The sequence below is a fragment of the Parabacteroides sp. Y3-G-102 genome, assembly GCF_023656845.1.
Classification (GTDB): Bacteria; Bacteroidota; Bacteroidia; order Bacteroidales; family Tannerellaceae; genus Parabacteroides; species Parabacteroides distasonis.
The window spans coordinates 121078-143795 of the sequence record NZ_JAMOKU010000006.1; the positions used below are offsets into that span (position 1 = coordinate 121078).

The window sequence follows — 22718 nt, forward strand, 5'->3', positions numbered from 1 at the left end:
ATGATTTCTTTCTTAAAACTGGAAAATAATAAAACAGCAAAAACGTTATTTGCCAATTTTACTTATTTGTCAATTCTAGAAATCATAGGATTATTACTTCCCTTGATCTCATATCCATACGTTATAAGGACTGTTGGAGCCGATAACTATGGGGTAGTTGTTTTTTGTCAAGCTATTATTGCGTATGTAGTTATTATAATAAATTTTGGTTATAACGTTTCTGCAACAAGGAAAATAAGTGAAAATAGAACTAATGTGTTTAAAATTAGAGAAATATATTCAAGTATTGTATATCAAAAGCTATTGATATTTGCGATATGCTTGGTGAGTGGGTTGTTCGTATTAATATTCTTGAAATATGATTACTCTGTTATTCTCCTTGGATTTATAGGACTTTGCATTCAAGAAGTGTTTTTTCCTACATGGTTGTTTCAAGGACTAGAAAGGATGAAGTTTATAACAATTATCACTTTTGTGGCAAAGTGTTCATGTCTAATTTTAATTTTTTTGTTCGTACATGATAAAAAAGACTATGCTTGTATTCCAGTATTATATTCAATAGGAGGTTTTTTTACATCAGTATTATCGGTTATTATCCTTAAAAAAAAGTTCGATATATATTTTGTGAAGGTGTCTAAGTATAGGATGAAAGAGGATTTTTTAGAAAGTCTTCCTTTTTTTACATCTCGTTTATCTGCTATTGTCATGGAAAGAGGTAATGTCTTAGTGATAGGAACTTTTTTTTCTTATGATATGGTTGCTATATACGATTTGTGTGCTAAGATAGTTTCAATTTTAAAAACTCCATTTTCATTAGTAGCACAAGTTATATATCCAAATGTAGCTAAGAGTAAAAATATGCTGCTAGTGAAAAAATCTATTAAGATAGTGCTGCTTTTTGGTGCTTTTGTTTGTTTGTTTGTTTACTTATTTGCTCCTAATATTATTTTATTATTAAGTGATACTTCAATGTTAGGGGCCGTTTCGATATTAAAGATTATGGTTTTATATGTTCCAATAGTGGGGATCAGCTATCTATTTGGTGCTTCTGTTTTAGTTGTTAAAGGGTATTCAAGGGAATATAATTTAAGTGTTGTATATTCTGTCTTGTTATATATATTGATGTTATTATCATTTATCAGTTTTTCTAAAGTAAATCTTTATACAATGGCATTGGCTTTTGTTGCACCCGAATTATTTGTTGCGTTGTATAGGATTTGTATCGTTAAATATAAAAATATATTAAATTGATGGCGTATGTTATCTGATAAGCAAAAAAAACATATTTTGGTGAATCGTGATGGTTTGAAGTATTATACTGTTGAAGGGTTGGAAAAAGTACACGAAGAAATGCTACGTCTATTATTGATAATAGATACTATTGCAAAAGAAAATAATATTCCCTATTGGATAGATGGGGGTAGTTTGATTGGTATAGTACGTCATAAAGGATTTATTCCATGGGATGATGATCTGGATATTTCTCTGCTAAAAAAGGATTACCTTAGGTTAATTAAAGAAATATCAATGTATTGTGAAATGCACAATGATGTTGCACTGTTTTATAACGAGCCATTAGTAGAACATACTTGTAACTTTTTTGCCAGTAAAAAAGTATTTTCTCGTACTCAGGGTTCTTGTGTTCTTGTTCCTGTTAAAATAGATATTAGACCTGTTAATTGTATAGTTAAAAATAAAGATAATGTAATAGAAAATAATATTTATAGAGATACTGCAAATTATATCATATTTGGTAAATCTTATGGTTATATGAAAAAAACTTTAAGCCATAAAAATGAACAAATGGATTTTTTAGAATACTATAATTATAAATATGGGTTAGTAGATTCTGGATTAGAAAATGTTATAATGGTTCATCCTTATTTTGAATTTTCTAATACATTTGAGCTTACCTATAATGATTTGTTTCCATTAAAAATGCTGCAATTTGAGAATATGTTGTTGCCGGTTCCGAATAATTATGATTATTTGCTAAAAGAGTTGTATGGAGATTATATGAGTTACCCAAATATTTGCCATAGAGCACCTGTAGCATGTCAAATTTATCAAAGGCAATTGAAAGATAATCGTTTTAACTTGTGCTTGTCGATGTTTAAACATACTAACAGAGGATTGTTGTACAGGATGCGTATTATATTAGTGCAGATAAGATTGTTGGGAGTGTTTGAATATATGAAAATAAAAATTTATGAGTAATCGTGATAAAATTTTGAGTTATAGGGATTTGATAAAGAAAAAGCTGATTCCTTTAATAAATGCTGATTATGTATTGTTGGATGTACCCAACCATCCTAATATTGGTGATAATCTTATTTGGGAAGGAGAACTTCGATTTCTTGAAAATATTCATTATAAGTGTATTTACTCGGCAAATGTTCATAATTGGGATGAAAATAAGATAAAGGATGCCAAAATTATTTTATTTCATGGAGGAGGAAATTGGGGAGATCTGTATCGAGAGTGTCAAGAGCATCGTTTATATATTGCAGAGAAATTTAAAGATAAGCGCATAATAATATTTCCACAAACGGTGTGGTATAATAATAAAAGTATTCTTCCAATAGATTGTAAAATATTTAACAATCATGCGGATATTCATATTTGTTTGAGAGACCAAATGTCTATGGATATATTGTCTAATTATGTAGATGCAAAAAAACTGTATTTACTGCCTGATATGGCTTTCTTTGTTGATGTTGAAGCCATGCCGATGAGAAAGGTAAGGAATGATTGTATATTATTCATGCTTCGCACTGATTCAGAAATAGATGATATAACTTTTAAGTTGGAATCAGATTTTGACGTAAAAGATTGGCCTACATTTTCTAATAATAAATATATTTTATTATTGTACTCATATTTTGAGTATTTTAAAGTGGTGGTTTCTAAGAGATTGCAAAAATGTAAATTTCTAAATGTTTTTGTGAGTCCTATATATGGTTTAAATAGAAAAAATAATAGAGAGCGGTATATTTATAAGGGAATAAATTTTTTTTCGAACTATGAAATTATTTATACAATGCGTCTTCATGGACTAATTTTAGGTATTCTTATGGATAAGAAAGTGATAATTGTTGATAATAAATATAATAAGTGTAAAAATTATTATGATACATGGCTCCGTGAGTTTGATAATATAGAATTGATGAGCTAATTTTTTTCTGTTATAGACATCATTGCGAAATCTTATCTGCAAACATAACAATAAATGAAAGTTACAATTTTACTACCTGCATATAATGCGGCACTTTATCTTAGAGACTCTTTAGATAGCATTATGCGACAAGCATTTAAAGATTTTGATGTGCTGTTGATTGATGATGGATCTATGGATGATACCTCAAAAATCGCAATTGAGTATAGTAATATTGATAGGCGTATAAAGTATTATAAGAATGAGAAAAATATTGGTCTAATCAAGACGCTTAATAAAGGATTATCGCTTGCTAAAGGTGAATATATCGTTAGAATGGATGCTGATGATATAATGTTTGATGATAGGCTTTACAAACAAGTAAAATATATGGATTCAAATCCTGAATGCTTTGTATGCGGAGGGCAAATGGAGTATATAGGAGGCTTGACTGGAATGGCTCCTATTTTGCCTCAAAAATATGAAGATTTACTTTATTTATCTTTGATAAACTGTCCTTTGTATCATCCTACAACTATTATTAGGAACAGTGCGATTAAGCAGTTTGGATTGAAATACAATGACTCATATAAACATGCGGAAGATTATAAGTTTTGGAGTGATATAATTTTTTCACATCCTAACTCTATTGCCAATATCAAAGATGTTGTATTGTTTTATCGTATTTCGAACAACCAAATAACCGCAAAATATAGTGATGAACAAGATTTAATATCAAAAATAGTGAGAAGAGAAAATGTTCAGCATGTTTTAGTGCCATATGGTATAAAGTTGCCGGAAGTAGTGAACTGTGAAATAATTGAAAAGGAATCTTCGCTTATAAGAAAGGAGCATATTGATGCAGCTGAAATTCTGACATTGGTACTATGTATGCTGTATATGTCTATGGAAAATTCTTATGTTAGAATAAAGCATTTTATACTGTCGAAGGATTATTCTTTATTTGTTAAAAATTCTTCGAGAATCAAATTGGGATTGTCTGTTTTGTTAAGTGGAATTTTCTCTAATAGAGGGAAAAGATTTGTGATTTAAATCTTATAGTACTCGATTCATTATGCCTAAAGTTAGGTGGTATCAAAATATACTGATTATATTTTGCTTCTTTGTTTATTTCTTTCCATTTAAAGCTTACGGGTTTGATCCAAGGCTTTTAGTCTTTTTGTTTTTCTTTATTTATATGATTAAAGATGGATTGTTACTTAATAGAAAAGTAAAGTGTAGATATATAAAGACTTTGTTTTATCCTGTCTTGATGTCTTTGTTTACAGTGCTTTCAAGTGTTGTAAATACGATAACCGAAAATACGTTTATTATATTTCCTTTTCAAGTTATTTATTTATTTATTACTTCTTTCTTACTGTATATACTATATTACAAAAAGGTTTTGCAAGGTAATAAGCTTTTATGTAATAACACGCTATTTTTTGATGACATTAGTTGTACAGTCTGTTATAGCTATAGTAATGTTTGTCAATCAACCAATATGTTTATTCCTGTTTGATTTACAAGGTATAGATCTTACTAGTAGGGTTATTAAAATGTATTTTGGAGTCCGGTTGATCGGACTCGGTTGTTTCTACTTTGGAGCTGGAGCTATATATGGATTAGGCTTAATTGCTATAATGCCATTCATGTTAAAAGCGAAAAACAAGCAGCAATTAATTAAGTTGATATTGCTATATGTTTATATATTCATTGTAGGTATCTTCTTTGCAAGGACGGCTATGATTGGTTGTGTGTTTAGTATAGTGTATTTGATTTTTTGTATATTAATACCTAAAATGTGTAATAAGGTATTTTTAGTTTTCAGACAATTTATAATCTATCTTACTGTTTTTGGTATAGCATTAGTTTTCATTTATACATCATCTCCCAAATTGCAGGAAGATTATGGTGATATCATTGATTTTGGTTTTGAAGCTTTTATTAATTTAGTTGAAAATGGAGAACTATCGACTGCATCAAGTGATGGATTAACGGAATATCATTTGAGTATATGGCCGCAAAATCAAAAAACATATTATATTGGTGATATGCGTTGGACTAAAGGCGATAGTTATTATAATGATTCTGATGTTGGGTATGTTAGGTTATTGTTCTATTTTGGTGTTCCTGGAGTAATACTATTTCTATTATATCAATATAGTATAGTTAGAATTTCTGGTTTGATATTTAAAGAACGGATTCTTTCGTTTTTCTTTTTTACGGTGTTTTTTTATGCTTTGATATTATTAATTAAAGGGTATATTGATGTTGCATCATTGATATTCATTTATTTACATTATAAATCATTAGATTCAAAATATGAAAATCGTATACTTTGTTGATGGATTAAACAGAGGAGGCGTAGAGTCGGTTGTTTGTCATCTATCGTCAAGTTTCGCCAAATTGAGGAATAAGATCTATATTATATGTTTGCACAAAGATATGAATGATCTGCACCTTGAAATACCTGAATATATCTCTGTTTTTTACCTTCCTTTTGAAAGTAACAGGAATCATCATGTTAATTATATTCGTTATTTGCCGAATTTAGTGGATTTGTTGAAAAAGATAAAACCGGATATTGTTCATGCGCACAATTCCTCATTTTCATATTTCTTTTTATCTATAGGTATATTGCTATCGAGAACTGTTCCGGTTAATATTAGAAGCATACATTTTAGTGGTTTTTTTCTGGAAAAAAGAACAATCGAAGATAAAATACGTTTTATCTTCGATTGGTGTGCATGTCGATTGTTAAAAACGATAATTATATCTGTTGGTCCTACGGTAAGTCGTGTTGTTAAAAGATTATATACTTCTAATCAACATTTGACGATAGTAAATGGAATTGATACAAAAGAAAAATTTTGTAAACGTAATCTTACGAAATCGTGTATGGGGATTAGTGAAGATAAATATGTTGCTGTTTATGTTGCACGAATTTGTGAAGGAAAGAATCACGATACCCTAATCAAGGCGTGGGAAATAGTGACACAGTATCACCCTTCTGCCTTATTACTATTTATTGGAGATGGCCCACTTAAAGAACAATATCAATCTGTTGTTCATGAAAAATCATTAGATGATAAAATCACATTTACTGGTTCTATTCCCAATATTGTTGAATATCTGTCAATTGCAGATGTTGGAGTGTTTCCCTCAGAATCTGAAGGGCTACCATTGGTTCTTATGGAAATGATGGCTGTGGAACTACCTGTGGTTGCTTCTAAAATACCATCTTGCTGTGATCTAATAGAGGAGAATGTTAACGGTATTTTATATGAAACCTATGATTATAAAGATTTGGCTAACAAAATTCTGAGTGTTTTATGTGATAATGAGCTAAAGAAAAAACTTGGAGAACAAGCTAAGTTGCTTGTTTGTAATCATTACTCCATTGAAAATATGATAAATCGGCATAATATTCTTTATCAGAAGTTGCTATTAAAACAGAATTTTACAGATGCGTATAATTAACAGATTTATTAGTACTGTGAAAGGAGAAGATTTTAAATTAGATTCAAGGGTTCCATTATCTTATGTTATCTTACTTTTCCTGTCACGAGGACTATCCTTGCTTTGGGGTATTATTCGTTTTCGATCAATAAAAAAACTTTTTATACATCCTTCAAGTGTAATGAGGTGTACCTCTATGATTAAAGTAGGAAAAAATTTCAGTGTAGGAAGAAATTGTTATATAAATGCTCTTTCCCAAGAGGGGCTGATATGCGGCGATAACGTATCTATCGGTTATAATACGCACATAGAATTAACAGGTTCTTTACGGTATTTTGGAAAGGGAATGCGAGTAGGAAATTATGTCGGATTAGGTACACATGGGCATTATGGAAGTGGAATGGGCTTTTTAGAGATTGGAGATGATACTATATTCGGAAATTATGTGAGTATACATCCAGAGAATCATAATTATCATAATACAAATATTCCTATTAGGCTACAAGGTGTTAATGGTGTTGGCGTTAAAATTGGCAAGAATTGTTGGATTGGAGCAAAAGTTACGATTTTAGATGGTACTATCATCGGCGATAACAGTGTTGTAGCAGCAGGTGCTGTTGTGCGTGGACAGTTTCCTGATAATTGTGTTATAGGGGGGATTCCGGCAAAAATTATCAAATATATTTAACAATCATTCTATTTATGTTATTATCTATATGTATTCCGTGCTGTAAAAGGATTGAGCAACTAGAACTAACACTTACAAGTATTTTTCAAGATAATTCAGATGTTCCAATAACTGATTATGAGGTTATTCTTTCTGATAATGATCCTCTACATGAAATAGAACTGTTGGTTAATAAATTTGATTTTGAAAACTTAAAATATTTCCATACAGATTGTGAGGGATTTTTAAACTCCTATTGTGTTCTTACATATGCGAAGGGCACATTCTTAAAACTTCATAATAGTCAAGCAAAATTCAAAAAAGGGAGTTTGACGAAAATAATTGATGATATTAGAGGGTCGCAAAATGATAAAGCTTTACTATTCTATTCAAATGGAATGCTTAATAAAAACAGAGTGTTGGCATATGATGATTTTAATTCTTTTATGTATAACTTGTCATATTGGTCTTCGTCAAGCAATGGCTTCTGCATATGGAAAGATGAATTTGATAAGATAGGAGAAATAAAGTTAAATCCTTTATTTCCTCATACCTCCTTGTTCTTGACGCAACATTGTTTAGGAAAATATATTATTAATGATGAATATTTGTTTGATGTTCAAAGGATTCCTAAACGAGGTGGGCATAATAAATTCAAAGCTTTTACTATTGAATATCCGTCTTTGATTGATGCTGTATATAAATCTGGATATATTTCCATGAAATGTAAAAAGCATATATTGAATGATATATTATTCTATTTTCTTCCTACGCTTCTTTTTAATAAATATGTGGCAAGGATAGAATGCTTTGATATATACGGATATAAGCAAAATATTAAGAAGTATTTCCCGTGGTTTTCTTATTATTTGACATATATGTTAATACTTATTGTTCCTTTTAATAAACTATATAATCGTATTAAGAAGCGGTTGAAAAAATTATCTTTTTTAGTGTATAGTGGTTGATTTTGCTATGATAATGTGTGTATAATAAGTTGTTTACATGAAATATATAACAATCATTGGTACGGTTGGAGTACCTGCTAATTATGGAGGTTTTGAAACCTTAGTCGAAAATGTGATAGGTGAAAATGCTTCTAAGGATGGGAATTATACGGTATATTGTAGTAGTAAAAGTTATCCTAAGAGGCTTAGTTTGTATAAAGGTGCTTCGTTAAAGTATATTCCTTTAGATGCTAATGGCATTCAAAGTATCTTTTATGATATTCTGTCTTTGATTCAAGCTACACGGAGAAGTGATGTTGTTCTGATATTAGGTGTCTCTGGATGTTGCTTTTTACCCATTTATCGTTTGTTCTCAAAAAAGAAATTGATAATTAATATTGATGGATTGGAACACCGAAGAAATAAATGGGGAAAGTGGACACGGCGATTCTTGAGGTTCTCAGAAAAAATGGCTGTGAAATATGCAGATGTAGTGGTGGCCGATAATAAGGGAATTCAAGATTATGTATTAGAAGAGTATGGTAAACAGGCTGAGTTGATTGCTTATGGTGGTGATCATGTTTTGTGTGACGTTTCTGATATAGAAGATGAAGTATTAGAGCAATATGGTCTAAAAGATGTAGATTATTCTTTTTCGTTATGCAGAATAGAGCCGGAAAATAACGTACATATAACATTGGAAGCTTTTAAACGGACTGGGAAAGAATTGTTTTTTATAGGAAATTGGGAAAGAAGTTCGTATGGAAAGATGCTAAAAGATAAATATGGTGATTGTGAAAATATCCATTTACTTTCCCCAATTTATGATGTGAAGGTGTTGAATGTTCTTAGAAGCCATTGTTGCTATTATATTCACGGACATAGTGCAGGTGGTACCAATCCGTCTTTGGTGGAAGCAATGTTTTTTAATAAACCGATATTGGCTTATGATGTGATTTATAATAGAGAGACAACGGAAAATAAGGCGGATTATTTTTCTTCTGTAGAAGATCTTGTGAATTTATTGAAAATGCCTGATTCTTATTATGTTTTAAATGCAGAAAATATGATGGAAATAGCTCAAAGATGTTATCGATGGATAATGATAACAAAACAATATGAGCGTTTATATGGCGTATCTGCAAAATAAATTATTATGCCGTTAATTGAAGATTTTGGCATGTTGATTTATACTGTCCTTCCAAATAGATATTCTCTCCTTTGCAATTCATAAATGTATGATGGACTCTGAATGTATAGACTATTCTTCTTGTCTAACTTACAGACTTTTTGGGTGATACCGAATTGAAGAGTATCATGTCTGTAAGCACTCAATTTAGGGCTGAGATTTAGAATCCGTACCTTCGTTGCGAACAAAAACTTATAGATTTGTGTATAGCAACGAGGATTTAGAGCGATTTTATTTTCAGTACCAAACAGAGTCACTGCCAAGAGGCGAGTCTGTTCAGTCTTTTTGTAAAAGGAATAAGGTTTCTTGTAATATCTTTCAATCAAACAGAAGAGGGAGTAGTTGAGCAGGGAAACCTTCTTTCGAGCTCCTGTAAAATACAGTAAGGGTATGGCAGACGATCAAAAAGACCGATTCATTCAGTACTTGGCGGAACAACATTGGGAAGATGGGCTGACCAAGCGAGCGATCTATCTAAAGCCGTTTGTATCTTTGTCAAAGAGGAACGGACTAATTCTGTATCACACATAAATGCCTTCCTTTTCAATTCGGTTTCTCAAAAGTGAATCCATTTGATCCCGCAATCGGACAATATCGACATTACAGCCGAATAGGGATTGTAAATCTTCCTTTATATGTACCAATGCGAACATATTTGGCTTTGAGGTCTCTAAATAAACATCAACATCACTGTTTTCTGTTTGTTCCCCTCTGGCTACAGAACCAAATATTCCCATACGGGTAATGCTATATTTGGATGCATTCTTCGCCATATAGTCACGCAAGATGTTTATATATTCAGTTGTTGACTTCATGTCTTCTTAATTCATTTTACGCAAAGATATGATAATTAGGTAATATCTACTGTAACATAAGCCGGAAATCCGTACCTTTGGCACACGGCTTTTTCATTTAAGAAATATTGTTCATCGCTTGTTTTTGCCATAAAAATCCTTATATCCGTGCGCAGCGATACGGAAGCACCGCCTTAGGTGTTTCATCTTATCGTTCATTCTTATTTTTTTATAGGCGGAATTCAATAGCGATATGATGTTTATATTGTCTTCCGCTTTTGTTTTTGCGATAGCAAAAACAGGATTTATTTTCTTGATATACAACTTTTCACACATAATATTACTAAAGAAGAAACACCTTGACTGTCTTCGTGGCGGCATCATGACTCATTTGAGAAAATTTGTATCTTCAGTCCCTAAATACTGCAGAACAAGCAGGGAGAACTTCAAACACAAACTTGAAGACATACTCATGTTTGTCATATTGAGGAGGCTCAGCAAGTGTATTACCAGAGCTGAAATGGTATTTCTGCCTATGCCGCACTGGCGTGGCTAGGGGTATTGTTCCCTTAAATCAAAGCTTAAATGAAGATACTCCCCATGTTCACGGACAATGTCGCTATTGCTATAAACCATTGGCAGTACTTGCTTGTTTAATAGCCATTATTACGTTAATAAAATAGAGAATATGAGAACAAATGATTCAAAAACATCCGTAGACTCTAAATTGGAGGAGATGGAGGAAAAGTATCCTGTAGAGCAAATCGCTGTTAAAAATGAGAAGAAAATAACGGCCAAGGATGTAAAGGAGGCTGTGAAAGAGATTAATCCCGATACGGACAGCTTGGGTAGCAGAGGGTAAAACGTATTTTAATTTGCTTAAAAGAATAATTATTAAGATTTATAGTATTATCTTTGTGGTTGCGGTTTGTAATAAACTGAGGTATAAAGATTGGTAAATCTAGCAAATTAAATAATAAAGATGTATAGAACAAGAACTTGTGGCGACTTGCGCCTTGCGGATGAAGGTCTGGTGGTTACACTGGCCGGTTGGGTGCAGAAAACCCGCAAAATGGGAGGAATGACATTTGTCGATATCCGCGACCGTTATGGTATTACTCAGTTGGTATTTAATCAGGAGGTTGATGCAGCTCTTTGCGAAAAGGCAAATAAGTTGGGCCGTGAATTCGTGATTCAGGTTACGGGTACGGTTCGTGAGCGTTCCAGCAAGAATGCGCATATCCCGACAGGTGATATTGAGTTGATCGTTTCTGAATTAAATGTCCTGAACACTGCGCTTACCCCTCCGTTCACGATCGAGGAGGAGACAGATGGCGGTGATGACTTGCGTATGAAATATCGTTATCTGGACTTGCGTCGTGCTTGCGTTCGTAAGAATCTGGAACTTCGTCATAGAATGGCGTTCGAGGTTCGCCGCTATTTGGATGAGCAAGGTTTCTTGGAGGTAGAGACTCCGGTTCTTGTAAATTCTACCCCGGAGGGTGCCCGTGACTTCGTGGTTCCTTCCCGTATGAACCCGGGACAGTTCTACGCTTTGCCTCAGTCTCCACAGACCTTGAAGCAATTGTTGATGGTTTCCGGTTTCGACCGTTATTTCCAGATCGTAAAATGTTTCCGTGACGAGGATTTGCGTGCGGATCGCCAGCCGGAGTTCACGCAGATCGACTGTGAGATGAGCTTCGTGGAGCAAGAGGATGTCTTGAATATGTTCGAGGGCATGGCGAAACATTTGTTTAAGGTAATCCGTGGTGTCGAGTTCAAGGAGTCGTTTATGCGTATGACTTGGCAAGATGCTATGAAACAATATGGTAGCGATAAACCGGATTTGCGTTTCGGCATGAAGTTCGTCGAGTTGATGGACATCATGAAAGGCCATGGTTTCTCCGTATTCGATAACGCCGCTTACATAGGGGGTATCTGTGCGGAAGGTGCTGCAAGCTATACCCGTAAACAACTGGATGCGCTGACTGAATTCGTGAAACGTCCGCAGGTAGGTGCTAAAGGTTTGGTTTACGCCCGTGTGGAAGCGGATGGTAACGTGAAATCAAGCGTAGATAAATTCTATAGCCAAGAGGTTCTTCAAGAAATGAAGAATGCGTTCGGCGCTAAGCCGGGTGATTTGATTTTGATCCTTTCCGGCGACGATGCGATGAAGACTCGTAAGCAACTTTGCGAGTTGCGTTTAGAGATGGGTAATCAATTAGGCCTTCGTGACAAGGATAAGTTCGTTTGCTTGTGGGTAATCGACTTCCCGCTGTTCGAATGGAACGAGGACGATCAACGTTTCTACGCTATGCACCATCCGTTTACCTCTCCGAATCCGGATGATATACCGTTGTTGGACACGGATCCGGGCGCTGTTCGTGCGAATGCGTATGATATGGTTATCAATGGCGTTGAAGTGGGTGGTGGTTCTATCCGTATCCACGACAGCCAATTACAGGATAAGATGTTCAAGCTGTTAGGATTCACCGAAGAAAGAGCGCAAGAGCAATTCGGTTTCTTGATGAATGCGTTCAAGTACGGAGCGCCTCCTCATGGAGGTTTGGCTTATGGCTTGGATCGTTTCGTGTCTTTGTTCGCCGGTTTGGATTCTATCCGCGACTGTATCGCTTTCCCGAAGAACAATTCCGGACGAGATGTTATGCTCGATGCTCCGGGTGTTTTGGATCCAGCCCAGTTGGATGAACTGAATTTGATCGTTGATATCAAGAAATAATCCAATCTGAAATTCCATTCGAATGGGAATCTTATTCCATCTGAATGGAATTTTCTTTTCTTCCGAAAGGAATTACTTTTTCTCCCGAACATAAATCAAAAGATATTTAGCATGGTAAAGGTTAAAGATATATTGAGAGAAATCGAGCATTACGCCCCGCTGCCGCTTCAAGAAGGTTTTGACAATGCGGGTGTGCAAGTTGGCGACGTGAACCAGCATGCGACGGGTGTGTTGCTATGCCTAGATGTTACCGAGGAGGTGCTCGATGAAGCGATCGAGATGGGATGCAACCTGATCATCTCTCATCATCCTTTGGCCTTTAAGTCGTTTAAGTCGTTGACTGGCTCCAATTATATCGAGCGTTGCATGATGAAGGCGTGTAAGTATGATTTGGTGGTTTATGCCGCCCATACCAATCTTGATAATGCCGTAGGAGGCGTGAATTACCGTTTGGCAGAGTTGATCGGCTTGCAAAATGTACGGATCTTGAGCCCCCAAAAAGGCGCTTTGTTGAAGTTGGTGACGTTTGTCCCCGAGGCTTATGCCGAGATCATGCGGAATACCTTGTTCAATGCCGGTGCGGGAAGTATCGGGAACTATGATGCTTGCAGTTATAATTTACATGGCGAGGGAACATTCCGTGCCAATGCGGGATGCAATCCGTTTTGTGGTGAGATCGGCGAGGTGCATGTAGAGAAAGAGGTGCGTATGGAGATGATCCTTCCGGCATTCAAGAAGACAGCGGTGACCCGTGCTCTGTTATCCGTTCACCCGTATGAGGAGCCGGCTTTTGATTTTTATTCGTTATCAAACACATGGGAACAGGCAGGTTCCGGTGTAGTGGGAGAGTTGCCTGCCGAGGAAGATGAGTTAAGTTTCTTGTTACGGATCAAGGCCCTGTTTAACGTCGGTTGCGTGAAGCATTCCCCATTTACGGGTAAGTCTATCCGAGAGGTCGCTATCTGCGGAGGCAGCGGCGCTTTCTTGATCAAGGACGCTATTGCGTATGGTGCCGATGTCTTTATAACGGGGGAGGCGAAGTACAACGATTTTTACGATGTGGAGGACCAGATTCTACTGGCGGTTATCGGTCATTATGAATCGGAAATCTGTACAAAAGACATATTTTATAACATAATATCGAAAAAATTCCCTACCTTTGCGGTACATTTTTCGAATGTTAATTCAAACCCAGTAAAATATTTATAGAATGGCTACAGATAAACAATCAGCTGAAAAGGAATATACGGTTGAAGAAAAGCTTTCTACGCTGTATCAACTTCAGACGATGATGACTGAAATTGATAAGATCAAGACCCTTCGTGGTGAGCTTCCTCTGGAGGTTCAAGACTTGGAGGACGAGATCGCAGGACTGGAAACACGTCTCCAGAACTATCAAGCGGAGATCAAGGAGTTTGAGACTTCTGTTGTTGAGCAAAAGCATAAGATCACGGAATCTACCACATTGATAGATCGCTATAAGGCACAATTAGATAATGTGCGTAATAACCGGGAGTTTGATAACCTGTCTAAGGAGATCGAGTTCCAAGGTTTGGAAATTGAGTTCTCAGAGAAAAAAATTCGTGAATTCGGAGAGGCGGTAGACGCTAAGAAAAAAGATATCGCTGAGCTGACTGAGAAGCTGGAAGGCCGTAAGGCTGACTTGGTTCAGAAAAAGAGCGAGTTGGAGCAGATCATTTCCGAGACAAAGCAGGATGAGGAGAAACTTCGTGAGAAAGCGAAGAAGCTGGAAGCCGCTATCGAACCTCGTTTGTTGACCGCTTTCAAGCGTATCCGTAAAGGTGCTCGTAACGGTTTGGCTGTTGTTTATGTGCAACGTGGCGCTTGCGGTGGTTGCTTTAACAAGATCCCGCCTCAGAAGCAATTGGATATCAAGTTGCGTAAGAAAATTATTGTTTGCGAATACTGTGGTCGTATTATGATCGACCCGGAATTAGCAGGTGTAGAAGATTAATTCAAAAGATCTATAAGTAATGGCTCTAGCTAAAACCGGCTAGGGCCATTATTGTTTTTAATACAAAGATGTTATGATACATACGATACGTTTATATATAGAGAAGTACAGGCTGTTATCCGAGGATCGTCCGGTTTTGGTCGGATTGAGCGGTGGTGCTGATTCTGTGGCTTTGTTGGGCGTATTGGTGCGTTTGGGATATCCGTGTATAGCGCTTCATTGTAACTTTCATTTGCGTGGGGAGGAGTCGGATCGGGATGAGGCATTTGCCTGTGAGTTCGCGGAATCTTTGGAAGTACCCTTTCATAAGATAGATTTCGATACGATCTCTTATGCCGGAGAGAAGCATCTCTCGATAGAGATGGCTGCCCGTGAATTGCGCTATGCTTGGTTTGAGGAGATGCGGGAGCGGCTGGGAGGGCAGGCGACCGCCGTCGCCCATCACCGGGACGATAGTGTGGAGACGGTCTTGATGAATTTGATACGGGGCACGGGAATCCGGGGGATGAGCGGGATCCGTCCGAGGAATGGTTTCATCGTCCGTCCTTTGCTGTGCGTAAGCCGTGAGGATATCTTGGCTTGGTTGGCGGATCAAGGCTACGCCTATATGGTGGATAGCACGAATTTATCGGATGCTTATACCCGTAATTTTATCCGTTTGAATGTGTTGCCGCTTTTGGAGGAGATAAATCCATCGGCCCGGAATACCATCGCACGTTCCGCCGAGCATCTTTCTGCCGCAGAGACTATATATATATATGTATTGGAACAAGCCCGGAAAGAGGTTGTCGTATCGGATGATCGTCTTTCTATCGGGGCGTTGATGCGGTTTCCGGCTCCGGAGACGATTTTGTATGAGTTATTAAAAGAATATGGTTTTACCCGTCTGGTCTCGGACGATATTTTCGCTGCCTTGACCAAGGAGCCCGGTAAGCTGTTTTACTCTTCCACCCATCGTTTGCTGAAGGATCGGGATTATTTATGGATCACTTCTTTAGAGAAGAAGGAAGAGCGAACCTTCGTTTTAGATCCGGAAAAGGGTATTAATCATGAACCTATTGAACTATCTTTCCAAAAACTTGTTATAACTATAGGTTTCCCTATCGAGAAGAATAAGCGGATCGCTTATTTGGATTATGATAAACTCGATTTCCCTTTAACATTGCGGACTTGGAAAGAAGGCGATTGGTTTATTCCCTTCGGAATGAAAGGACGTAAGAAGTTGAGTGACTATTTCTCCGATCATAAATTTAGCCGGATTGAGAAGGAGCGCACATGGCTTCTTTGTAGTGGCGACGCTATCGTTTGGGTGGTAGGAGAAAGGACTGATAATCGTTTTCGTATAGACGAATCAACAAAGCGTGTGCTAATTGTGAATTTTTTGGGCTAAATCCTCGTTTATTGTAAAAATATTCTTACATTTGCGAAGATTTACTCCGCAGATATGTTACTAATGGTTCAAATTAGCTGAACAATCCGGTTATTACATGAAAATTATAATTTAATAAAGATACAATGATACCATTGGGCGTACGTCGTGTTTGCATATGTGATCCGTGTGTATGTGCCATTTATATTATTACTTCGCAATATGCAGAAATATAACATTCTAGAACTAAATGGAAAACTTCTTCCCGAACTTCAAAGTATCGCGGAAGAGTTGGGAATAAAAAAAGTTAGCAGCTTAAAGAAAGAAGAGTTGGTTTATCGGATTCTTGATGAGCAAGCGATCTCCTATGCCGGCATTCAGGCTGAAAAGATGAAAGAGAAAGAGGCTAAGAAGCCTGTAGAGGGCCGTAAGAGAGGCCGTCCGGCTAAAGCCGCTTCTCCTAAAGTGGCGAAGGCTGAGACTGCCGAAGCTGCAGAGAGTGCCCAACAGGCTCCGGAAAAGCCAGTGGCTGCTCCGGCTGACAAGAAAGAGCAAAAAGAGCAGCCTGAACGTAAGAAAAGAGTCCGTATCGAGAAAAAGGAAAAGGTAGCGGGCGCTATCGCTCCTTCCGAGGATAACAAGGAAGTGGTGGTTTCGAAAGAGCCGCAAACGATCTCTATGGTAACGGAAATCTCGGCCGTGGAAACTCCGGCGGTAGTAGAGAGCCCGGTGGAGAAACCGTTGTTGCCTCCTGTTGTGGCGGAACTTGAAACGGAAGAAGAAGCCGCTTTGCCGGAAAATACGACTCCGGTAGAGGTAGCGGAAGAAACCACTTCACCACAAGCGACGGAAGAAGAGCCTAAGCGCATCGTATTTCGCCATCCGGACGCTAAATCCGTATTGGATCAGATTTTCCCGTTCTCCGCTCCGAAACCCGAGGCTAACAAACCTCAACCCGAGGCCGCTCCCCAGCAGAATAATCCTCGACAGAACAATCGACAGAATAATCATAATAACAACCGTAATAACAATAACGCTAATAACAACCAGCAGGCTCAAGAGAAAATGTATGAGTTTGACGGCATCCTTACAGGAACCGGCGTGTTGGAGATGATGCAAGATGGTTACGGTTTCCTTCGTTCTTCAGATTATAACTATTTGACTTCACCGGACGATATTTATGTCTCTCAATCCCAGATCAAGTTATTTGGCTTGAAAACGGGTGACGTGGTAGAAGGCTCGATCCGTCCGCCGAAGGAAGGTGAGAAGTATTTCCCGTTGGTGAAAGTGGACAAGATCAATGGACGTACGCCAGAAGAGGTTCGCGACCGGGTTCCTTTCGATCATTTGACCCCGTTATTCCCGGATGAGAAATTCATGCTTACGGCACGTAAATCACCGAAAGTATACGATAATATCGCCGTACGTGTGGTTGATTTATTCTCTCCGATCGGAAAAGGGCAACGTGGTTTGATCGTCGCTCAACCGAAAACCGGTAAGACGATGTTGTTGAAAGATATCGCGAACGCTATCGCTTACAACCATCCCGAGGTTTATATGATTATATTATTGATCGACGAACGTCCGGAGGAGGTTACGGATATGGCTCGTAGCGTGGATGCGGAAGTGATCGCCTCTACATTCGACGAACCGGCTGAACGTCACGTGAAAATCGCTGAGATCGTATTGAACAAGGCGAAACGAATGGTAGAATGTGGTCATGATGTCGTGATTCTTCTGGACTCGATCACTCGTTTGGCTCGTGCTTATAATACGGTACAACCGGCTTCCGGTAAGGTGCTTTCCGGTGGTGTGGATGCAAATGCGTTGCAGAAGCCGAAGCGTTTCTTCGGTGCCGCCCGTAATATTGAGAATGGTGGTAGCCTTACGATTCTAGCCACCGCCCTTACGGAGACTGGCTCTAAGATGGACGACGTGATCTTCGAGGAATTCAAGGGTACGGGTAATATGGAGTTACAATTGGATCGTAAATTATCCAATAAGCGTATCTATCCGGCTGTGGATATCACGGCTTCCAGCACTCGCCGTGATGATTTATTGCAGGATGAGAGCACGTTGAACCGTATGTGGGTCTTACGCAAATATCTATCAGACATGAACTCAATGGAGGCTATGGAATTTGTTAAGCAACGGATGGAACAAACCGTTGATAATATGGAATTCTTGGCATCCATGAACGGTTGATAATATCCCATAAAAAAACACTATACTTTTGAGTTCAAAACAATATTGTTTTAGCTCCAAAAGTATAGTGTTTTTCTATTGAAAAAGTATAGTGCTTTTATTGCGCCTTTTTAGGTCTTCCACGATGTCCCATATTTCGTTTTTGTGGACTCGAGGATGATCCTTTATCTTCACTTTTACGAGGCCGTCCTCTGCCTCTTTTATTCATACCGTATTTTTCCGGCTCATACAAGGGCACTTCGCCGAATTCCGGGCTGACCGGTATCTTATAAACCTCTTTTTCCAAGAAATCCTCTATGCGCTTGAATTGTGCTTGTTCGTCGATCGATACGAAAGTAATCGCCAATCCTTCGCCGTTCGTACCCCGTGCCGTACGTCCGATTCGGTGTACGTAATCCTCCGGATCATGCGGGATATCGAAGTTCACGACCAACTTGATGTCATTGATATCAATTCCACGTGCTACGACATCCGTAGCCACAAGGATATCGATATGTCCGCTCTTGAATTCTTTCATGACCTCCTCCCTTTGGGATTGCTCTAGATCCGAGTGCATGGCGGCTACATTGAACTTTAATCTTTTTAAGGTAGACGCTAATTCTTTCACCTTCATTTTAGAAGAGGAGAAGATAATTACTCGTTGAGGGCGGCTTTGAGTGAAGAGATCTTGTAGAATCTTGAGCTTTTGTGGATCGTAGCAGATATATGCGGTTTGCATGATAGATTCGGGTGGGCGTGAGATAGCGATCTTGACTTCTTCCGGATCTTTTAGGATGGTTTTAGCCAACGTCCGGATCTTAGGCGGCATGGTAGCCGAGAACATGATCGTCTGGCAGTAGGGGGGCAGCTGTTTATGAACCTGCATGATGTCATCATAAAAACCCATATCCAGCATGCGGTCCGCCTCGTCTAAGACGAAGAACGACACTTTAGACAAATCTACAGTACCTAACTTAATATGGGACAATAAACGTCCCGGGGTAGCGATCACGATATCCGCACCCATCTCTAAACCTCTCTTTTGTTGTTCCCAAGCGATTCCGTCGGTACCTCCATACACGGCTACTGCGGATATGGAAGGTATAAAATAAGTGAATCCTTGAATTTGTTGGTCTATTTGTTGAGCCAATTCCCGGGTCGGTGCCATAATGACCGCATTCACCGCGTCTGTCGGATGACAACCTTTGCTTAGTTCATTAATAACTGGCAAAACATACGCCGCCGTTTTACCGGTTCCGGTCTGTGCGCAAGCGATGATGTCTTTACCTTCTAAAATGACAGGAATCGTTAACTCTTGGACTGGAGTCGTTTCGTCAAAATTCATGTCATAAAGCCCGTCTAATACGGCATCTTCCAAATCTAATTCATCAAATCTCATCTTTTTACATTCAAATTCCCGGTAAAGATAAAGATTATTTAGAAATATTATGCAATAGGTAGGTTTCTCTTTGGTGATAAATAGAAAAATAAATACCTTTATCCCCGAGTTATACCCCAAAAACGAAAGAATTAATATGAATAGTCTAGAAAGCGGAAGTAACGTTCAGTCTGGATTAGAGATGATCATGGAGAAGAGTCCCGATACGATTGTATTAGTAGATCGAAATCTTACTCTTGTCAAGGTTATTTCTGCAAAAGACGATTATTATCATTATTTAGCGAATAACTGTATCGGAAAGCAACCTCAAGCGTTGTTCCCGGACGGGAAGAACTACGATCAATATGAGATCTATAGAGCTGCGGTTAAACGTGTTTTCGAGGAGCAAGTGAAAGTGGATTTCTCTTTTGAGGTCTCTTTTGAAGGAAAGAACTATTATTATCTATCGCAAGCAAGCCTTTTTAATGAGGAGCTTGTAATCGTTTATACACGCGATGTATCTTCTCTGAAAACAGAAAAAAATCTACAAGAACTGATCAATACGATATTAGATCGGTTACCGTTGGGGGTTTTCGTGAAAGATGGGGATAACCATTTTAATTACCTGTATTGGAATCATTTTATGGAGGAAATAACGGGTATTGAAACCCGGGAGATCGAGGGACATGATGATTTCGAGGTGAATTATAATGCCTTGATGACCGCCGAGGAGCGTCTGGAAACCGATATGAACGTGATCAAGACAGGACTGACCGCTAGATTCAAGGGCAAGGTAAAATCGGCCTCCGGCGATTACCGGGATATAGAGGTCGCTAAATATCCTATTTCCCTAAATAATGGCAAGCCGCTTGTCTTGGCTTTATGGAGAGATATAACTTCCGAGTTGGCTACGGAGAATACTTTGAGAAGAACCCGGATCTTGACGAAAATGGCATTGCGGATAAGTGATATACGTACATGCTCGATTTTCATCGATCCGGACAGTACCCATAATTTCAAGGATTCCGTTGTGACCTTGAACGATTGGAATACCATGTCGGAAGATATGATAGAGGTGTCATGGGGGCAGTTTATCAGCCGGGCGCATCCGGATGATCAAGAACATTATCATAATATGTTTACCCGTCTTTGCCGAGGGGAAATCTCTGAGGCAAGGATCGAGGCACGTATGCTATTTCCCGGCAAGAAGGAATATGTTTGGAGAGAGGTATTTGCTACCGTGTATGAACGGGACGAGAAAGGAAGACCTTCGGTTATCCTTGGATGTTCAACGAATATTCAGGAACGGAAGAATCAAGAATTAAGCCTTGAGGAGGCGAAGGTGAAGGCCGAGGCCGCTGATAAGATGAAATCGAAATATCTGGCGGATATGAGCCATGAGATCCGGACTCCTTTGAATGCGATTACCGGCTTCTCTGAATTGATGGCTTTTGCTGATACGGATGAGGAACGTATGTCGTACTACGATGTGATCAAGATGAATAACCAATTGTTGATGCAATTGATCAATGACATCTTGGATATCTCGAAGATCGAGGCGGATGCGATAAAGATCACATATGAGCAATTAGATGTCAGTGAATTGATGGATACGATTTATGCTTCCGCCAAGTTACGGGTTCCGGGAGGAGTCAAGTTAGTTTTGGAGAAAGGGGCTGACCACCATATGTTCGGTACGGATAGCATGCGTCTGTTGCAGTTGATTAATAATTTGGTGAACAACGCTATCAAGAACACGAAAGAAGGTAGCATCACGATGGGATATACCATTCAACCGGATAATCAATTACGTTTTTACGTAAGGGATACGGGAATCGGTATCGATAAGGACAAATTGAAAGATGTCTTCGGTCGTTTCGTGAAAATAAACGACTATATGGAAGGTATCGGATTAGGACTGGCTATCTGCAAAGGATTAGTTGTTAAGATGGGAGGTTCGATACATGTTACTTCTGAATTAGGGGTAGGTTCAGAGTTCTCCTTTATTTTGCCGTCTCACGAATAGCGCTATTTGTAATAGCGCTTATAAATTTGGTCGTATAATCCACTGTTCTTGATTTGCTGGAGCCAACTATTTAGGCTATCCAGTAGGACAGGGGAGTCTTTACGGACCGCCCACGATTGCAATTGGGTAAAACTGACATCCGTTAGGATATCGACTTCCGGCAGGTTTTTCTGGGTCATGCGGGCGATTTGTTGGTCGCATACGGCATAATCGATATCGCCTTTGGCTACCATGATCATAAGCTGCTCGGTAGAATATAACTCATCTTCCACCACGTAGATCGTATCGCCTATCTCGTGTCCCAGATTTTGCAGACGCAATAAGGCCGGGGAATCTTTCGGTATGTATAAAGTCTTTTGGGCTAAATCCAATTGGTTACGGATAGGGGCTTGTCCGTTGTTCGCCTCTGCCGTACGTTGTACCAAGACTTGCTTGTTGAGAACGATCGGTTCGGTGAACAGGTAGTTTTCCCGCATCTCGGAGGTGATGGGTATGTTTCTTGCGATTACGTCGCATTTGTTGTCCGATAATTCCTCGAAACTTTTCGCTAAACTCATTTCCAAATGCGTCTGAACCTCCAATCCGGATAATTTAGCGATCGCTTGGCTAAGCTCGTATTGAAAACCTTGCACCGTATCGCCGGATACGAAATATCCGGATTGATTGTACTCGGTTATCATCCGAAGAATTCCTTCTTCCTTGATTTCCGGATAATCACGAGGTCCGATCTCTTGGGGACGTTGGTTAAGTCTCCTAAGCTGTACCATTGTCACTACAGCGACAATCAGTAGAAAAGCGTATAGGATAAGCAACTTCTTAGATCTCATGGCAAT

Annotated in this window: 19 protein-coding genes; 16 read left to right on the forward strand and 3 right to left on the reverse strand. The window is 38.3% G+C overall.

Going from position 1 to position 22718, the window contains the following annotated elements; genetic code table 11:
• The 9 genes from NBH16_RS04520 (at window position 1) to NBH16_RS04560 (ending at window position 9380) form a co-directional block, all read left to right on the forward strand.
• On the forward strand, window positions 1-1251 hold the full coding sequence (locus tag NBH16_RS04520; protein ID WP_011966447.1) for an oligosaccharide flippase family protein: 1251 nt from the start codon (window positions 1-3) through the stop codon (window positions 1249-1251).
• Between the two features lie 6 nt (window positions 1252-1257).
• Window positions 1258-2217 (forward strand): LicD family protein, encoded by a 960-nt coding sequence (locus NBH16_RS04525; RefSeq protein ID WP_011966446.1) that lies wholly within the window; start codon window positions 1258-1260, stop codon window positions 2215-2217.
• On the forward strand, window positions 2210-3175 hold the full coding sequence (locus NBH16_RS04530) for a polysaccharide pyruvyl transferase family protein (RefSeq protein ID WP_250788181.1): 966 nt from the start codon (window positions 2210-2212) through the stop codon (window positions 3173-3175). Before NBH16_RS04525 ends, NBH16_RS04530 begins: the two co-directional genes overlap by 8 nt.
• Before the next feature lie 54 nt (window positions 3176-3229).
• The gene (locus NBH16_RS04535) at window positions 3230-4207 is read left to right on the forward strand and encodes a glycosyltransferase family 2 protein (protein ID WP_250788182.1); all 978 of its coding nucleotides are present in this window, start codon (window positions 3230-3232) and stop codon (window positions 4205-4207) included.
• 392 nt (window positions 4208-4599) lie between these two features.
• A complete protein-coding gene (locus NBH16_RS04540) occupies window positions 4600-5502 on the forward strand; it encodes a hypothetical protein (protein WP_250788183.1) in 903 nt (300 codons plus the stop codon).
• The gene (locus NBH16_RS04545; RefSeq protein WP_011966442.1) at window positions 5480-6637 is read left to right on the forward strand and encodes a glycosyltransferase; all 1158 of its coding nucleotides are present in this window, start codon (window positions 5480-5482) and stop codon (window positions 6635-6637) included. Before NBH16_RS04540 ends, NBH16_RS04545 begins: the two co-directional genes overlap by 23 nt.
• 175 nt (window positions 6638-6812) lie before the next feature.
• Window positions 6813-7304, forward strand: a complete 492-nt coding sequence (locus NBH16_RS04550) for an acyltransferase (RefSeq protein ID WP_227742544.1) — start codon at window positions 6813-6815, stop codon at window positions 7302-7304.
• Between the two features lie 14 nt (window positions 7305-7318).
• The gene (locus tag NBH16_RS04555; RefSeq protein WP_229040585.1) at window positions 7319-8251 is read left to right on the forward strand and encodes a glycosyltransferase family 2 protein; all 933 of its coding nucleotides are present in this window, start codon (window positions 7319-7321) and stop codon (window positions 8249-8251) included.
• A gap of 37 nt (window positions 8252-8288) precedes the next feature.
• Window positions 8289-9380 carry a DUF1972 domain-containing protein gene (locus NBH16_RS04560; RefSeq protein ID WP_011966439.1) on the forward strand — a complete coding sequence of 364 codons (1092 nt, stop codon included), beginning with the start codon at window positions 8289-8291 and terminating at the stop codon, window positions 9378-9380.
• Between the two features lie 560 nt (window positions 9381-9940).
• Here NBH16_RS04560 and NBH16_RS04565 read toward each other — a convergent pair.
• Window positions 9941-10234: a nucleotidyltransferase family protein gene (locus NBH16_RS04565; protein WP_011966437.1), complete on the reverse strand. Its 294-nt coding sequence runs from the start codon at window positions 10232-10234 to the stop codon at window positions 9941-9943.
• 667 nt (window positions 10235-10901) lie between these two features.
• On the opposite strand from NBH16_RS04565, the gene NBH16_RS04570 reads away from it, so the two are divergent.
• From NBH16_RS04570 to rho, 6 genes are all read left to right on the forward strand, one after another.
• On the forward strand, window positions 10902-11075 hold the full coding sequence (locus NBH16_RS04570; RefSeq protein WP_005856296.1) for a hypothetical protein: 174 nt from the start codon (window positions 10902-10904) through the stop codon (window positions 11073-11075).
• Between the two features lie 120 nt (window positions 11076-11195).
• Window positions 11196-12953, forward strand: coding sequence for an aspartate--tRNA ligase (aspS, locus tag NBH16_RS04575; RefSeq protein ID WP_005856298.1), 1758 nt, complete (start codon window positions 11196-11198; stop codon window positions 12951-12953).
• A gap of 111 nt (window positions 12954-13064) precedes the next feature.
• A complete protein-coding gene (locus tag NBH16_RS04580; RefSeq protein ID WP_005868213.1) occupies window positions 13065-14162 on the forward strand; it encodes a Nif3-like dinuclear metal center hexameric protein in 1098 nt (365 codons plus the stop codon).
• Window position 14163: 1 nt separating this feature from the next.
• The gene (locus tag NBH16_RS04585) at window positions 14164-14928 is read left to right on the forward strand and encodes a zinc ribbon domain-containing protein (protein ID WP_005868214.1); all 765 of its coding nucleotides are present in this window, start codon (window positions 14164-14166) and stop codon (window positions 14926-14928) included.
• A 73-nt stretch (window positions 14929-15001) separates the two neighbouring features.
• Window positions 15002-16318 (forward strand): tRNA lysidine(34) synthetase TilS, encoded by a 1317-nt coding sequence (tilS, locus tag NBH16_RS04590; RefSeq protein WP_250788184.1) that lies wholly within the window; start codon window positions 15002-15004, stop codon window positions 16316-16318.
• A 201-nt stretch (window positions 16319-16519) separates the two neighbouring features.
• Window positions 16520-18502: a transcription termination factor Rho gene (gene rho, locus NBH16_RS04595; protein WP_196009074.1), complete on the forward strand. Its 1983-nt coding sequence runs from the start codon at window positions 16520-16522 to the stop codon at window positions 18500-18502.
• 97 nt (window positions 18503-18599) lie between these two features.
• On the opposite strand, the gene NBH16_RS04600 is transcribed toward rho, so the two are convergent.
• Window positions 18600-19880 (reverse strand): DEAD/DEAH box helicase, encoded by a 1281-nt coding sequence (locus NBH16_RS04600; protein WP_057318809.1) that lies wholly within the window; start codon window positions 19878-19880, stop codon window positions 18600-18602.
• 136 nt (window positions 19881-20016) lie between these two features.
• Between NBH16_RS04600 and NBH16_RS04605 the strand changes: the two genes are divergently transcribed.
• Entirely contained in the window at window positions 20017-21885 is a 1869-nt protein-coding gene (locus NBH16_RS04605) for a PAS domain-containing sensor histidine kinase (protein ID WP_195471266.1), read from the forward strand.
• A 2-nt stretch (window positions 21886-21887) separates the two neighbouring features.
• On the opposite strand, the gene NBH16_RS04610 is transcribed toward NBH16_RS04605, so the two are convergent.
• Complete coding sequence (locus NBH16_RS04610) at window positions 21888-22712, reverse strand: transporter substrate-binding domain-containing protein (protein WP_250788185.1); 825 nt, start codon at window positions 22710-22712, stop codon at window positions 21888-21890.
• Window positions 22713-22718: the final 6 nt, after the last annotated feature.